This is a genomic window from Neoaquamicrobium sediminum, from assembly GCF_040970315.1.
Taxonomy (GTDB): domain Bacteria; phylum Pseudomonadota; class Alphaproteobacteria; order Rhizobiales; family Rhizobiaceae; genus Aerobium; species Aerobium sediminum.
Map to the genome: position 1 here is coordinate 1 of NZ_JAZHFV010000012.1, position 13,344 is coordinate 13,344.

16 protein-coding genes and 1 pseudogene are annotated in these 13,344 nt (G+C 61.5%); 10 read left to right on the forward strand and 7 right to left on the reverse strand.

The window, feature by feature from the left end:
• Positions 1–177 precede the first annotated feature (177 nt).
• Together V1479_RS23760 and V1479_RS23765 are read left to right on the forward strand one after the other, a co-directional pair.
• Positions 178–387, forward strand: a complete 210-nt coding sequence (locus tag V1479_RS23760; RefSeq protein WP_368805044.1) for a hypervirulence associated TUDOR domain-containing protein — start codon at positions 178–180, stop codon at positions 385–387.
• A gap of 67 nt (positions 388–454) precedes the next feature.
• Positions 455–928: a DUF488 domain-containing protein gene (locus tag V1479_RS23765; protein WP_368805089.1), complete on the forward strand. Its 474-nt coding sequence runs from the start codon at positions 455–457 to the stop codon at positions 926–928.
• A 309-nt stretch (positions 929–1,237) separates the two neighbouring features.
• Here V1479_RS23765 and V1479_RS23770 read toward each other — a convergent pair whose 3' ends face one another.
• Positions 1,238–2,581: an MFS transporter gene (locus V1479_RS23770; RefSeq protein ID WP_438620871.1), complete on the reverse strand. Its 1,344-nt coding sequence runs from the start codon at positions 2,579–2,581 to the stop codon at positions 1,238–1,240.
• Positions 2,582–2,920: 339 nt separating this feature from the next.
• Here V1479_RS23770 and rnk point away from each other — a divergent pair, with 339 nt between their 5' ends.
• From rnk to V1479_RS23795, 5 genes and pseudogenes are all read left to right on the forward strand, one after another.
• The gene (rnk, locus tag V1479_RS23775; protein ID WP_368805046.1) at positions 2,921–3,373 is read left to right on the forward strand and encodes a nucleoside diphosphate kinase regulator; all 453 of its coding nucleotides are present in this window, start codon (positions 2,921–2,923) and stop codon (positions 3,371–3,373) included.
• Positions 3,374–3,516: 143 nt separating this feature from the next.
• Positions 3,517–4,056: a GreA/GreB family elongation factor gene (locus V1479_RS23780; RefSeq protein WP_368805047.1), complete on the forward strand. Its 540-nt coding sequence runs from the start codon at positions 3,517–3,519 to the stop codon at positions 4,054–4,056.
• A 71-nt stretch (positions 4,057–4,127) separates the two neighbouring features.
• A pseudogene (locus V1479_RS23785) lies at positions 4,128–4,409 on the forward strand (TSUP family transporter); the annotation flags it as partial.
• 163 nt (positions 4,410–4,572) lie between these two features.
• Positions 4,573–4,824: a TSUP family transporter gene (locus V1479_RS23790; RefSeq protein WP_368805090.1), complete on the forward strand. Its 252-nt coding sequence runs from the start codon at positions 4,573–4,575 to the stop codon at positions 4,822–4,824.
• A gap of 214 nt (positions 4,825–5,038) precedes the next feature.
• Entirely contained in the window at positions 5,039–5,296 is a 258-nt protein-coding gene (locus V1479_RS23795) for a DUF1127 domain-containing protein (RefSeq protein ID WP_368805048.1), read from the forward strand.
• 105 nt (positions 5,297–5,401) lie between these two features.
• Here V1479_RS23795 and V1479_RS23800 read toward each other — a convergent pair whose 3' ends face one another.
• Positions 5,402–5,524: a hypothetical protein gene (locus V1479_RS23800; RefSeq protein WP_368805049.1), complete on the reverse strand. Its 123-nt coding sequence runs from the start codon at positions 5,522–5,524 to the stop codon at positions 5,402–5,404.
• A gap of 1,366 nt (positions 5,525–6,890) precedes the next feature.
• On the opposite strand from V1479_RS23800, the gene V1479_RS23805 reads away from it, so the two are divergent.
• Genes V1479_RS23805 through V1479_RS23815 form a run of 3 tightly spaced genes read left to right on the forward strand, consistent with a single transcriptional unit; the run spans position 6,891 to position 8,229 of the window.
• Positions 6,891–7,421 (forward strand): PTS sugar transporter subunit IIA, encoded by a 531-nt coding sequence (locus V1479_RS23805; protein WP_368805050.1) that lies wholly within the window; start codon positions 6,891–6,893, stop codon positions 7,419–7,421.
• Positions 7,418–7,663, forward strand: a complete 246-nt coding sequence (locus tag V1479_RS23810) for a hypothetical protein (protein WP_368805051.1) — start codon at positions 7,418–7,420, stop codon at positions 7,661–7,663. Before V1479_RS23805 ends, V1479_RS23810 begins: the two co-directional genes overlap by 4 nt.
• 56 nt (positions 7,664–7,719) lie before the next feature.
• Entirely contained in the window at positions 7,720–8,229 is a 510-nt protein-coding gene (locus V1479_RS23815; protein ID WP_368805052.1) for a hypothetical protein, read from the forward strand.
• A gap of 6 nt (positions 8,230–8,235) precedes the next feature.
• On the opposite strand, the gene alr is transcribed toward V1479_RS23815, so the two are convergent.
• From alr to V1479_RS23840, 5 genes are all read right to left on the reverse strand, one after another.
• The gene (gene alr / locus V1479_RS23820) at positions 8,236–9,375 is read right to left on the reverse strand and encodes an alanine racemase (RefSeq protein ID WP_368805053.1); all 1,140 of its coding nucleotides are present in this window, start codon (positions 9,373–9,375) and stop codon (positions 8,236–8,238) included.
• Positions 9,372–10,625 (reverse strand): D-amino acid dehydrogenase, encoded by a 1,254-nt coding sequence (locus V1479_RS23825; RefSeq protein ID WP_368805054.1) that lies wholly within the window; start codon positions 10,623–10,625, stop codon positions 9,372–9,374. The genes alr and V1479_RS23825 overlap by 4 nt, the downstream gene beginning before the upstream one ends.
• 337 nt (positions 10,626–10,962) lie before the next feature.
• Entirely contained in the window at positions 10,963–11,094 is a 132-nt protein-coding gene (locus V1479_RS23830) for a hypothetical protein (protein WP_368805055.1), read from the reverse strand.
• A 440-nt stretch (positions 11,095–11,534) separates the two neighbouring features.
• Complete coding sequence (locus V1479_RS23835) at positions 11,535–11,741, reverse strand: hypothetical protein (RefSeq protein WP_368805056.1); 207 nt, start codon at positions 11,739–11,741, stop codon at positions 11,535–11,537.
• Between the two features lie 473 nt (positions 11,742–12,214).
• Positions 12,215–13,126 carry a bifunctional GNAT family N-acetyltransferase/nucleoside diphosphate kinase regulator gene (locus tag V1479_RS23840; protein WP_368805057.1) on the reverse strand — a complete coding sequence of 304 codons (912 nt, stop codon included), beginning with the start codon at positions 13,124–13,126 and terminating at the stop codon, positions 12,215–12,217.
• Between the last annotated feature and the right edge of the window lie 218 nt (positions 13,127–13,344).

Below are 13,344 nucleotides of genomic sequence, written 5' to 3' on the forward strand. Positions count from 1 at the left end.
CTGCGCCACGCAGAAAAGGGAAAAAGTGGACGACTTTTACGCCGCCCGCAGCCGGACAATCCCGCCGCTACCGTGGTCTAGTTTTCCACCGCCGTTCTCAGGCCATGATAGCGCGCATGGAACACTGCCCGCCAGCTTGCGTTAATTTTGCCAAAGCCAATCGAGCGAGATAGTGCAATGGCCAAGTTCAACATCGGAGATTCAGTAAGCTGGAATTCGGAGGCCGGGCGGGTCTCCGGAAAGATCATCAAGATTCACGAGCGTGACTTCGACTACAAGGGGCACATGCGGCGCGCTTCCCAGGAAGAGCCTCAATACGAAATCAAGAGCGAAAAAACGGACCATATCGCCGCTCACAAGGAATCGGCACTTTCGAAAATTGGTTGAGGCAATCGAGGTGGGCCCGGTCTTCACCATCGGCCACTCAAACCGATCATTGACGACCTTTAAGCATATGCTTTTGGGAGAAGCCGTGGATTTGGTCGTTGATGTGCGTCGGTTTCCCAGATCACGATCCAATCCGGCCTACAATTCGGAGAGTCTCGCACCACAGCTCCAATGTGACGGGATCGGCTACATCCACTGCCCGCCACTTGGCGGTCTAAGGTCCAAAGTCTCGGAGATTCCGCCTGTCGATAACGGCTTCTGGCGCAACAAAAGCTTCCAAAATTACGCCGATTATGCCCTCACCGACGTATTTCAAACTGCATTGATGAAGCTTCTCGACCTTTGTGGCGAACATCGTTGTGCGCTCATGTGCGCGGAGGCGGTATGGTGGCGTTGCCACCGGCGGATCATCTCCGACCACCTGATCGCACATGGCGTGAGCGTCTATCATGTCATGGATATCGGAAAGCTCACACCGGCGCATTTGTCGGATGGTGCAGTTGTCGATTCCGATCTGCGTGTTCGCTACCCATCTCAGTAGTGACCAATTGGCCTCGTTCGGAAATCGGTCGGGTTCGCCTTTTGCCCAGCGCCTCGATGTCGCGCTCAAGGGAGGCGACAGCCAGCTTTTGTCTGTGCCGCCGACAACTGAAGCTGAAACAGAATGACGACACATCACCATTGATGACCGCGACATCCCAATCTTCGTCATGGCCCACAACGCAAGTGACGCCGTCGCGATGAGCGATCCAGAATAAAGGAAAAGTCGTCAAAGCGGGCGTCGTCTCAAGCATGTTCGTGGACATCAGCGAATGCTCTATGCGCCACATCTCGACTTCGCATACGATGACTAACCTACCTCAGTCCCCTTATCGATCGCAGTATCATCGCTATGATATGGGTCTGTAAGCACAGGATTCGGCGTGGCGTCCGTCGTTCTCACGTCGAGAGCAAGCGACTCTGGGGTCGGCGCAGGCAACGGCGGCATGACGCGAAAGTCATCACGCTCTGAAGGAGCCAGCGCCCGCGAGCGCATCGATCTCCAGAGTGCATAAAGACCATAGACCGCATAAACGCTGCCCATCGCGACGAAGAACCCGTCGAGCCCCAGCGAGTCCATCAGTCGGCCCCCAAGCTGAGGTCCTACTACGTTGCCGATGCCATAGACGATCAGCAGCCCGCCCGACACTTGCAGGAATTCGTCCGCGTTGGCCTGGTCGTTGGCGTGGGCGACGTTCAAGGCGTAGATCGTAAAGAGAACCGAGCCGAGCGCGAACACGCCGACTATGATCGCTGCAGGGTCGGTCGGGGCAATCATCACCATGCAGGTGGAGATCACGGCGCCCAGCGCGCCAGCAAGCGCCATGACGTAGCGCCTGTCGACCCGGTCCGAAAGCCAGCCGAACGGAAACTGGAAGACAACGCCTCCGATCATGGCGGCGGTGAGCATGGTGGCAATGCCGATCTCGGTCAGGCCCGCCGCCTGACCGTACAGGGGCCCAAAATAGCTCCAGTTCCCGAATATTACGCCCGCGAGGAACGATCCGACGACCGCGGCTGGCGACTTCCTGAACAAGGAGCGAGCATTGATCGTAACCTGGGTCAGCGGCTGGGGCGAAGGCGCGACCGAAAGGGCTACCGGAAGCAGAGCCGCCCCAAACGCGAGCGCCCCGACCATGAACAGAGTACCGGTCATGATATTGCCAAGCGGCAGAATGAACTGTCCGACCGCCACGCCCGTCATCGACACGATCATGTATGCAGCAAAGACCGTTCCCCTGTTGGCGTTGTCGACGCGTTCGTTCAGCCAGCTCTCGATCACCATGTACCCGCCAACGAGCGTCACCCCGCCCAAGGCACGGAAGAGAGCCCAGGCGACCGGGTGAGGAACGAGCGCGAGCAGAAGGAGCGAAGCGGCAAGGACGGTCTGTAGCACGGCAAACACCCTGATATGACCCACGCGCCTGACGAAAAGCGGCGTGAGGATGCATCCTGCGGTGAAGGCGACCGCGTAGGCCGTTCCTATCCACGCAATGGCGGTCGACGACCATCCCTCGGCGGACGCTCTCAGCGGTACCAGGACATTGCCCAGCCCCGTCCCGACCATCATCAGGAAGGTTCCCAGTAGCAGGGCGCCGAAAGAGCGGAGTTGTTGCCACACGATACTGAATTCCGAGTCGATACGTCGAAGCATGAGCATAGGCATTCCACAGGCATACGGCCCGCGCTAAAGCGTTCCGTCGCTGGCGCTTTCCGGCTATTGCCGCCGCGCCCCTCCAAAGCTTGACTTTCCTGCTGCAAAGGCCCACGTCTGGGCCATGTACAAGACCGAGCGCCGCCTTCTTACGTTCTCCAGGGTGTGCCCCATCGCGGGCATCTAACCCCCGGCCAGGTCGCGTCGCGCCCCGGCCGCGGGGCATAGGCTGATTTCCGCAACCGCGGTCATCGGTATCTAAAGCGGCAACAATTCCAGACATGACATCACCCGGCGACGCTTATGGCGCGCAGGAGACAGCCACGAGAGGGCCGAGCCATGGCTCACGCAATGAAGAAGAACCGAAAGCCTACGATCACCGTAACCCGCACCGACAGCGAGCGACTCTGGCGGCTGGCGGAATCCTATGTCGGACGGAATCCTGCGGTCGCGGAAGAACTCCTTGTCGAACTCGAACGCTCGAATGTGATCGCCGACAGCCGCGTCGCTGCGGACGTCGTGCGCATGGACTCCACCCTGCGCTTCACCAGCGACCTCGGCGAGGACCGGAGCGTCACCCTTGTATTCCCGGGCGAGGCCGACATCGCCGAGGGCAAGATCTCGATCCTTACGCCGATCGGCGTGGCGCTGGTCGGTCTCACCGCCGGACAGTCGATCGACTGGACCGCGCGTGACGGCCGCACTCATCGGCTGACAGTGGAATCTGTCGATGCACCTGCATCCCGGAATACGGCGGCAGCGTCGTCGGCGGATCTGCCGGCCGCGTTATGACTGAAATCAGGCCGGCGTGCCGCCTCTCGCTTTTCGGGGGCTGCCTTATTGCAGGATCGTAGCCCCTGCGCCGCACGCCGCGGCCAGGGGATCTCCAGTGCGCCATAACGTAAGCGCTCGGTGCGGAGCGATGGAGAACTGCGATGACAAAAGAAACCTGTTTCCTCACGACAAAGGACTTCACGATCCTGGAGGTGATGCGTGACCGCTGCCTCGGCCAGGACGATCCGCTTGCGCCCATACTGAAGCGGAAGATCGAAACGGCGACCGTGATGTTTCGCGAAGACATCCCCGTCAATGTCGCCACGCTCAGCAGCAGGGTGACATTCAGCGTCAACGGACGCGATCCCGACACACGCGTAATCTCGTACGACAAAGTGACGACCCCAATCGGCATGTTCCTGCCGATCGCCAGGCCTCGTGGACTGGCGCTGCTCGGCCTCTGCGAAGGCTCAGAGTTCGTCTTGGCCGACGTTGACGGTGCTGAAGAGCGTATCGTGCTCCACGAAGTGCTCTACCAGCCGGAGGCTGCAAGACGCGACAAGGAAGCCATGGAGCGGATGAGCGCGGCACCTTCGGGGAAGCCGTCGCTGCGGGTGATCCGAGGCGCGCTCCACGATCAGCCCCGTCTTGCGCCGGTGGGCGCTGGCGGTTTCGACGATCCCGGCCCTTCGGCCGCCTGAGCGCGCGCTGCGGCACAGGAGAACGCATGACTGAATACCTCATCCTCGCCGCGGCAGCCTTCTTCGCCAGAATGCTGAACAGGGTGGCAGGGGCCGGCACTTTCCTGACTTTCCCAGCTCTCGTCTACACGGGCATGCCTCCGGTGTCCGCGAACGCGACCAGCGCCGTCGCCGTGTTTCCTGGCTATCTCGGCGGGGCGTTTGGCTTCAGCAAGGAGATCGCTGGTTTCGAAAGGATGTGGCTCCTCAAGATCGTTGCCTTCACGACGATCGGGGGACTTGTCGGATCGCTGTTGCTCATGGTGTCCAGCGAGGTTTTCTCGCTTGTCATCCCTTTCCTGCTGGCGTTGGCCACGTTTGCGTTCGCCTTCGGCCCTCGCATTCAAGCCTGGGCCAGCCGTCGCGGTTCCCGCAATGCGGAAGGATCATTCGGGACGTTCCTTGTCTCCATCCATGGGGAGCTATTTCAACGGCGGTCATGGGATCGACCCTCTGGCTCTGTTCTCGCTCTGGGGGATGCGCGACATCAACGCGATGAACGGCTTGAAGGCCGCACTGTCCTTCGTGCTCTCGGCCATTTCCGTCGCGACCTTTGCAGCGGCCGGCCTCGTCGCCTGGCCGCAGGCAGCCGTCCTGATGGCAGCAGCCACGGTGGGCGGATACGTGGGCGCGCCTGTCGCTCGAGCGCTGCCTGCGGTGGCGGTCAAACTCATTGTCATCGTTCTAGGCATGACAATGAGCGCCGTCTTTTGGCGGGCATTTGCATGAGCCGCGCGCCGATTCCGAAGACAGGAACATTGCTGATCCGGCACTGACCCCCGGAAGACCACGCGATCGGCCTGCTCTCCCGGGGGACTTCACCAGCTAGTATGTCGCGCGCCGTCTTGTGCCTCTCTCGAGCGCCCGCGGATGCGCGCGGCCGAATCGCATCACGTCGCGCATGGCCTTTATGCGGCGCGCGCCCAACCAATTGGAGAAAACCATGTTCGAACACGACAATCGCAGACCTCGATCCGCGTTGGGAAGGCTGCTGCTCCGCGGCCTGCGTCGCTGGCAGCGGCAAAGAGCGATGGACGAGCTCCAGGCTATGGATGACAGGGACCTCTGGGACATAGGTCTTACGCGCAACGACATCCCGCGCGCGGTTGAAAGGCCCGTTCAGCAAGAAGTGACAGCGCCTCACGGACACTGTTATTCACTCAGTTTCGAGGTTTCGAATTGGACACCACCACGAAGATGATCATCGCATCCGGTGTGCTGGGCCTGTTGCTTCTCGCATTTGCTACGCTCTGACAGTCCGCCTGGATGCCTGCACGCGAACGCAGGTTCGCGTGCAGGCTCAGCGCTAGCGCTGCTTGCCAGGCATCGACGTCCTGGCCATCAGCTCAGAGACGGACCCTGTCTCTACCTTCTTTTCCTTGTTCTGCTTGGGCTTGCGGGCTTCCTTGTTGCCCTTGCGCTTTGCCATGACGGCTTCCTTTCCTAAGGCGCGCCACGCGCGGCTGCATCGCAGCCCGCGGCGCAATTGAAGACTCTCGTGGAAGGATCCCTGGCCCGCTGCGCCCAAGGCGGCACGAGCCAGGGCTAGCGGCCGTTTTTGGGCTGCTTCCGAGGAGGAAGCGGAATGTGGAATAGCTTGATCACGACAGCATCATGGCCAGGGAACCTGGGAAGTCAAACCTTCTTTGCCAGCTACATCAGATGCCCGGGCGACATAAGGTCGCCTCGGAAAGTGGAATGTGAATGCCTATGTATTGGGTATGTGCATGGAGACTTTCATCAAGGTGTCGAGGCTTGCCGGAAACGGACGTGTGCCGTCCCGGTGCAGGCCCGCAGACCTTGGACTCCGCACCTAAGCCTGCTCCGGGAAACCTCGAGAACATTGCGGTCTACCCCATGCGGCCCCAAGGGCCGCATCGATGGAGCTTGTCATGAGAAACACCCGTGTCCGGCTGATGTGCCTGCCCTGCAACCGCCCGCTTCCGCGGTCCGCGGCCAGGTGCCCTTGGTGCCTGTCGCCGATGGTCCAGCCGTCCGGAAACAATGTCTATTCATGTATCGGATCGCCAGCGCCTTCGGCGGCGCGGTTGGTGCGGCCATGACGAGAACCTTGGAACAGACGGCCGTCTCCGACCTGCACGCGAGAGCCTACGCGGCTCTCCCGTGGCGCATGAGCGCTGAAGGGACCATGGAGGTCCTCCTTCTTTGCGCGCAAAAGGACAGTGGATGGGCGATCCCGCAAAGCATGCATTCGGCGGAGAGAACCGGACTTCGGTCCGCCGAAGGCGCGGCATTTCATGACGCGGGCGTCGCCGGAAGGCTCGGACCGGAACCCGTCGGCCGCTACGGCATGATCCGCGAGCTTGCATGCGGTCGCACGGAGTGCTGCGAGGTTACCGTGTTCGGACTTCATGTCTGGGGCACGCTGACGAACTGGCCTTCGGAAAGGAAGGTACTGCGAAGATGGATGGACCTTGACGAAGCCAGCCAATCCGTCGCCGAACCGGGACTTGCGGCTGTTCTTGCTTCCCTTCTTTCAGGGTCCGCCGTCCAACTGGGCGGAGCGGCTTTCGGTCGCACTCGTCATGCGGCGCACGGTGGCAGCCCAGGGCTTGCTTCGCCGATTGGAACAGCTAGGGTCGGCACATGTTGACCTTGCCTGCTTTCATGCTCCCCAAGGGGGCGCGCCCGCTCAAAGCGGGACGCTGACCCGGACGCGATCTGATCCCTGGCTCAGCGTCCGGGTCCGCCAGGCTCCAAGCAATCCCCATCGACTTTCCCGCCCGCAATGCCGGGCGATTGCCTCGGCATCTGGGCCAAGGCCGGAGTCCATCATGGCTATTTTCGACCTCTTGCATCGGCGGGACATTGTCTTGAACGCGCCAGCACAGGCCAAACGTTCACTGCTGCGCCTTCTCGCTCACACATTGTCTGCCCGCTGCGGCCTGCCTGCGGATTCCATCCTGGCCGCGCTTCTCTACCGCGAGAAGCTCGGCTCGACCGGTATCGGTCATGGCATCGCAGTTCCGCACGCGCTGATGAAAAGCCTGTCGGAGCCTGCGGCAGCCCTGGCGGTCCTCGACCGTCCGGTTTGGTACTTGGCATCGGATGAGCAACCCGTCGACATTGTGCTCGCCACCATCTGGCCGGGCGAACGCGCCGGAGAGTTCACGCCCGCACTGGCTCGCTCCTGCCACCGACTGGCATGCGCGGGCGCGATGAAGAAGATTCGAAGCGCGGCGACGGCGGATGAAGTCCTTGGATGCTTCCGAGGGCAGAACGAAGCTGGATGGAGTCCGCCCACTTCCTCGCTGCCAGGTTCCAGCCAGCCTGTCGGGGCGACATATTGGGAGCGCCGGAGATGACCCCAGCCCTCGAAACGAGCCAGCAGGCCCGCTGGCGAAACGGAAAGATGTCCGAGCAGAACGTCGCGGACGCGCTGGAGTGCGACGTGACGCTGATACGCGAGATCGTCTCAGCGTGGGCCTGCCGTTCCCTGTCGATCGTGCCCGCTTCCCTCGAGCGCCGGCACAGCCCACAGACAAGCATCAGGCTTGCCGTGGCCCATGCGCTCCTTACCGCCGCCGGGCTCGCAGTCGCCGACTAAGGATCGTGGATTTCCACCCGCGTGATGGAGCCTCCGCCGTCGAGGCGGGTTGCGACTTGCAAGAATCCGATCCGTTCATGCTGTTTGCGGCGCATGCCTCGGAAGCCATTCCGATGGCGGCGACTGACGAGTATCTCGACGTGGCCGATGGCCGACGCGTCTACTGGAGGAAGCCGCGCCGCGACCCCTACGCGCTCGCATGCGAGTTGCAGAGGCTCTCGGCCGCCTGCAGGCGCGATGATACTCCAGCACTCCAGGAGGAATATCTGGAACTGCTGGCCCGACTCCGCGAGCCTGCGGACCATTCATGCGAATGGATCGGCACGGTGGCCGACGGGCGCTTCCGGCCCGCGCCCGACAGGTTCGCCGAACGGTCCCCGCGGATGCATCAAGGACCAGAGGGCGGCACGACACAAAGCTTTGCGGAGTCTTACGCCAGCAAGGTCTCGGTCAACGTGTGGCTGGCGGCACGGTCGATGAAGCGTCGCGCTCTCGGCCTCGCCGTGACGGAGCCTGGCACCAGAAACAGGCCCGCGCTAACGCAGAAACGAGCGATACCGGGATAACGACGCCTAGGTACTGTTTGACCGGGTCGGGCTTCTCCGCAACATGGAGTGGGTCTGGTACTCGCGGCTGAAGCGCTGCCCAAGCCGGGTGAGGATTTCGTAGCCGATGGTGCCTGCATCGCTTGCGACGTCATCGACCGTCTGTTCAGGACAAAGGAGGTCAACGAAGCTGCCTTCGCCCGGGAGATCGGCGCAGTCGGTCGCATCGACCACGATGCTGTCCATCGAGACGCGTCCTGCGAACGGCAAACGCGTTCCTCCGAAGAATACCGAGGTCGTTGCGGTTCTCGGCCAGCCGTCGGCGTAGCCAATGGAAAGCGTCGCGAGCCGCATACGCCTGTCGGCGCAGAACGTATGGCCGTAACCCACGCGAGTGCCGGTGGGCACGTCACGCAGCTGCAGGACGCGCGCTGACAGCCTCACGACTTGACGCATTGGATTTGGCGCCCCGGGAACCGGGTTGATCCCGTAGAGTGCGGCACCCGGTCTCACAAGGTCACCGTGGAATCCCTGACCAAGGAAAATGCCCGAAGAGTTCGCGAGGGAGGACCGAGCCTTCTTCGCAAACACCGAGCGGAGCTTGGCGAACTCGCGCCGCTGCTGTTGGTTGGCGCGATGCGCGGGCTCGTCGGCGCAGGCAAGATGGCTCATGATCAGCTCTACTGAAAGCCCCTCCAGGAGGGAGGGATCGCCTGCCAGCATGGCGACGTCGCCCGAAGACAGTCCGAGGCGCGCCATGCCCGTGTCGAGATGGAGCGCGACTGGCATGCTGCGTCCTGCCTCGCAGGCGTGACTTCGCCAGGCAGCAAGCTCTCCTGCCGTGTTGACGACCGGGATCAGGACCGATCGCAGGAACTCCGCCTCGGCCCCCGGAGGCGTGCCGTTGAGGACGAAGACGCGGGAGCGGAAACCGATCGCCTTCCTGAGAACGAGGCCTTCGTCGAGATGCGCGACGAAGAAGGTCTTGCACCCGGCCTCTTGTAGCGCTGCCGCGACCTCCGGCGCTCCGAGTCCATAGGCGTCCGCCTTCACCACGGCGGCACATTCAGCTGGCTTCGCCAGTTTCGACAGCAGCCGCCAGTTGGAAACGATTGCCTCGAGATTGATCGTAAGGAAGGCGCCAGCCCGCATTGTCTGCGCGCTCATGAGCGGTACCGCTCTGGCCCGAGGTCGGAGACATCGATTTCGGGAACCTTGCTCGAGATGAGGTCTGCAAGGATGCGTCCCGAGCCGCATGCCATAGTCCAGCCGAGAGTGCCGTGCCCGGTGTTGACGTAGAGGCCGGGCACCGACGTAGCGCCGACAATCGGCGGGCCGTCCGGGGTCATCGGCCTCAGCCCGCACCAGAAGGATGCGTCCGCGGCGTTGCCTGCCCCTTGAAACAGGTCGGTGACGGAATGCTCGAGCGGTGCGCGGCGCGAGTGCGGTAGCGACAGGTCAAAACCCGATATCTCTGCAGTACCACCGACGCGGATGCGGTTGCCCAGGCGCGTGATGGCGATCTTGTAGGTCTCGTCCATTACCGTCGACACGGGGGCGGCCGCCTCGTCGATAACGCGGAAGGTCAGCGAGTAGCCCTTGACCGGATATACAGGAACATGGATGCCCACAGGAGCGAGCAGTCGGGGTGAGTGGCTTCCCGCGGCGACGACAACTGCGTCCGCTGGAAGCAACCCGTCTGACGTCAGGACTCCTGAAACTCTACCGTTTTCTTGAACGATTCCTTCAACCGGGACATCAAAACGAAAGTCGACCGCGGCAGAGGCGAGAGCCGCCAACTTCTCGGTGAAGATGCGACAGTCTCCGGTTTCGTCGCCAGGAAGCCGCAGGCCGCCAACGAACTTCTCCGTCACCCGCGCGAGCGCCGGTTCCGCGGCGACACAGCCGGATGGGGCAAGGACCGTGAAATCAACCCCGAACTGCTTGAGGACCTCGACGTCATCGACGATTCCGTCGAGTTGCTTCTGCGTGCGGAACAGTTGCAGGGTGCCCTGCGACCGCTCGTCGTATTCGATGCCGGTCGTAGCCCTCAGCTCGCGAAGGCAGTCACGGCTGTACTCCGCGATCGGCACCATGCGAGCCTTGTTCACGGCGTAGCGCCGCGACGTGCAGTTGGCGAGCATCTGCAACACCCACGACCACATTGCCGGATCGAACCGGGGACGGATGGCGAGAGGGCCGTGCTTCATCAGGAGCCACTTGATCGCTTTCAGGGGCACTCCGGGACCCGCCCACGGTGAGGAATAGCCGGGGGACACCTCTCCGGCATTGGCGTAGCTGGTTTCCAGCGCTGGACCCGGCTGGCGGTCGAGGACGGTGACTTCGTGTCCGGCGCGCGCCAGATACCACGCGGAGGTCACGCCGATGACTCCGCTGCCTACGATGAGAACCCTCATGTCCGCCTCCCGCGGACGGCGAGATTAAAAGCCGCGTACAAGCGGCTGGGACGTCTGTCGATCATCATGCATCTCCACCGGGCCAGCGGTGGCGGACCCGGAAATCAGAACCGAATTCTTGGCTTGGTTGGATTTCCGGCCCCCGGTCGACGGCCTTGCGGCCGCGCCAGGGCTAGATGCATGCGATAAGGCTGCCCGCGTGGTTCATGAACCGGATGCGGGTCCGCGAGAACTCGAGAGATTTCCAAGCCGCACAATAGCGCAGGCCGCACAGCTTGCAATTACCAGGTCGTCGAGTCCGCCGCAGACTGACGAAGCTGTCCGAGTTGCTGAGGTTTCAAAACAGCAGAACGAGCACAGCCATCACCGAGACTGCCAGAGCGATCATGCTCGGAATCATCACGGCTACGCCCGAGCCGAACGCCAGCGCCGCCACCCAATCGAACTTCCTGTCGGTATGCTCGCTCATCATTCACTCCGTGTCTTGGCAAGGTGGACCCGCTTACGATCGTTCCCATTCCGTAGTGGTGCGTCGTCGGCCTCGTGCAGCAAAATTCGCTCGGCCGCGCCGTCGAGGTCTTCAAGCTGCGCACTTCAGGCTAAGTCGGCCTGAGATTTCAATTTATTTGGCCTTCCCGTTCGGGTGGAAAGCGCAGTCCTTGCCGCGCTCCCTGCCGCTGCCGATCTCGTTTGCCGGCCAGCTCACCGACAGGTCAGCGGGCTGGCGCGCGAATGTTATGATCGCAACTGCTTTTCGGCCGCAACCTCTCTCCGCCACGCAGTAGGTGGGGCAAACAGATGTTCTGGAACAGAACTTGCGCTGGTGAGCGGCTGTCGGCAACTCCAGCACTGCGGCCCCTCTGCCGCGGTGCACCCGCAAGATAGGCAGGGTTGAGCGACGATCATGGCTCAGAACTCGATCTTTTTCATCCGATCGACCAGCACGTTCCGATCTTCCGGAGATTTCACCCGGATAGTCATGGCGTTGCTCTTGACCGGAACCTGAGGCGGCAAGCTTACCTCGATTTCGGGTGCATGCTCTGCGGCCCACTTTTTGAAGCGAGGGATCTTGTTTGGTCCGGCGATGGGGAATGTGTAGCTGTAGCTGAAATTCATAGCGGTTGTCCTCTGAACCCATGACGCAGCATCGCGAGCGCACAGGGCGCTCGCTCAGCGATGGCGGCATGTCAAAACTGGGAATTGGGCTTAACCTGGTGCCGCTCTTGCTTACGCAGTTAGTAGCACCAGGCATTCAGCCGGGTTGGCTGAAGCCCTTTGCGTTGAGGACTATGCGAGGATTGATGCGCATCGGGTATCTGTCGGCCATATGCCGATGGAAGTCAATCGACCCCGAGCGGCCTGCCAAAGGGGCGAAAACTTACCACCGGCGCCATCGTTCGAAAGCCGAACATCACTACGCGTGTCAATCGGCGCATTGTGGGTTACGTCTCCATGCCAGATCTCAGTCAGCACTCAGCCTGCTGACGTTCGATCATCGGCGACATCCATTACTCGCCCGCCACTGAAACTGCGATCCGTTTTACCAGGTCGTGTGCTACGCCGACTCGATCTCGAAAGTCATCGTACGACTAGAGCTCAAGGTCCCCAAACGCTTCCGGCTGGTAGACCACCTTCTCGACGCAAATGCGTCTGGTGCGTTCTGCCACCAACCAGTCGATGGAATCGCCTTCCTGATACCCCAGAATCGCGGTGCCGACCTCGGAGAGGATCGATAGCTTTCGAGAGGGGTCGTCGGCGTCGTGCGGATAAACAAGAGTTACTTCCTGTTGCGTGTCGTCCAGGTTCAGCACGACCCTCGAGTTCATCGTCACGACATCGCGCGCTACATGCTGAGGCTCAACGACAATCGCTCGCTCGATCTCGTGTTTGAGATCCACTTGTTGGGCCTCTTCCTCGACCTCAATCAGCCTCAGTAGCCTAGCCCTGTCGATCTCGGTGACGCAGATCCGGGAAGAATCGGTCATAGCGCCTTCGCGCAGCAATTGGAGATACCGGTCAGCGGTCATGGCCAAATGAGTGAGCGTTGGCGTTCGCAGTTTCGGGAGAAAGCCGCAGCTCTCAAAGCCCTTCACCGAGCGCGTGTTGTTGGGATGAATTTTGGCGATGACGCATTCAGCCCGCATGTCAAGAAAGGCTAGCTTCAAACCCTCCCGGATGGCGCTCCAGCCAAGCCCGCGTCCCCAGTTGTCATGGTCTCCGACGACCAGAACGATCTCACACTCAGTGCCACTCTTGACTAGCCGTACGAATCCGACCGGAATATCGTTTCGATCGTAGGCCATGAAGAAGCGGCCGCCCTGATTGAATAAATGCGTCAAAATAGGCAGCTGCGCTCGATCGACGGCTTGGGCGATGAACCGCGACACGCTACTTGCGTCACTCAAGTAGCGGGTGACGCGTTCATCTTCCATCCAGTCCATCAGGGTAAGTGCGTGTGTTCGGGTTATTTCCGGACGCAACGAGATATAAGGCTTCGCCATCATCGCCACCTTGGGTCGCAGAGAATGAAAGCCTGTAACGGTGGGAGCCGTGCTGGTTCTTTCGGATACGGTTGAGGATCGGAGTGCTTCCCTATCAAAAATCCAGCAGTGAGGCCAGAGGCAAGTGCTTGCATATGCGCGAGGGCGCTGCAGTGGCGTCTCTCGAAACGAGCGCGAATGTCCGGTTACGGCTTAGGCAAGGTTCGGCCGATCGTCCG

Coding starts and splice junctions, on each gene's coding strand:
- V1479_RS23760 (WP_368805044.1), top strand. CDS start 178: ATGGCCAAGTTCAACATCGGAGATTCAGTAAGCTGGAATTCGGAGGCC.
- V1479_RS23765 (WP_368805089.1), top strand. CDS start 455: ATGCTTTTGGGAGAAGCCGTGGATTTGGTCGTTGATGTGCGTCGGTTT.
- V1479_RS23770 (WP_438620871.1), bottom strand. CDS start 2,581: ATGCTTCGACGTATCGACTCGGAATTCAGTATCGTGTGGCAACAACTC.
- rnk (WP_368805046.1), top strand. CDS start 2,921: ATGGCTCACGCAATGAAGAAGAACCGAAAGCCTACGATCACCGTAACC.
- V1479_RS23780 (WP_368805047.1), top strand. CDS start 3,517: ATGACAAAAGAAACCTGTTTCCTCACGACAAAGGACTTCACGATCCTG.
- V1479_RS23790 (WP_368805090.1), top strand. CDS start 4,573: ATGCGCGACATCAACGCGATGAACGGCTTGAAGGCCGCACTGTCCTTC.
- V1479_RS23795 (WP_368805048.1), top strand. CDS start 5,039: ATGTTCGAACACGACAATCGCAGACCTCGATCCGCGTTGGGAAGGCTG.
- V1479_RS23800 (WP_368805049.1), bottom strand. CDS start 5,524: ATGGCAAAGCGCAAGGGCAACAAGGAAGCCCGCAAGCCCAAGCAGAAC.
- V1479_RS23805 (WP_368805050.1), top strand. CDS start 6,891: ATGGCTATTTTCGACCTCTTGCATCGGCGGGACATTGTCTTGAACGCG.
- V1479_RS23810 (WP_368805051.1), top strand. CDS start 7,418: ATGACCCCAGCCCTCGAAACGAGCCAGCAGGCCCGCTGGCGAAACGGA.
- alr (WP_368805053.1), bottom strand. CDS start 9,375: ATGAGCGCGCAGACAATGCGGGCTGGCGCCTTCCTTACGATCAATCTC.
- V1479_RS23825 (WP_368805054.1), bottom strand. CDS start 10,625: ATGAGGGTTCTCATCGTAGGCAGCGGAGTCATCGGCGTGACCTCCGCG.
- V1479_RS23830 (WP_368805055.1), bottom strand. CDS start 11,094: ATGAGCGAGCATACCGACAGGAAGTTCGATTGGGTGGCGGCGCTGGCG.
- V1479_RS23835 (WP_368805056.1), bottom strand. CDS start 11,741: ATGAATTTCAGCTACAGCTACACATTCCCCATCGCCGGACCAAACAAG.
- V1479_RS23840 (WP_368805057.1), bottom strand. CDS start 13,126: ATGGCGAAGCCTTATATCTCGTTGCGTCCGGAAATAACCCGAACACAC.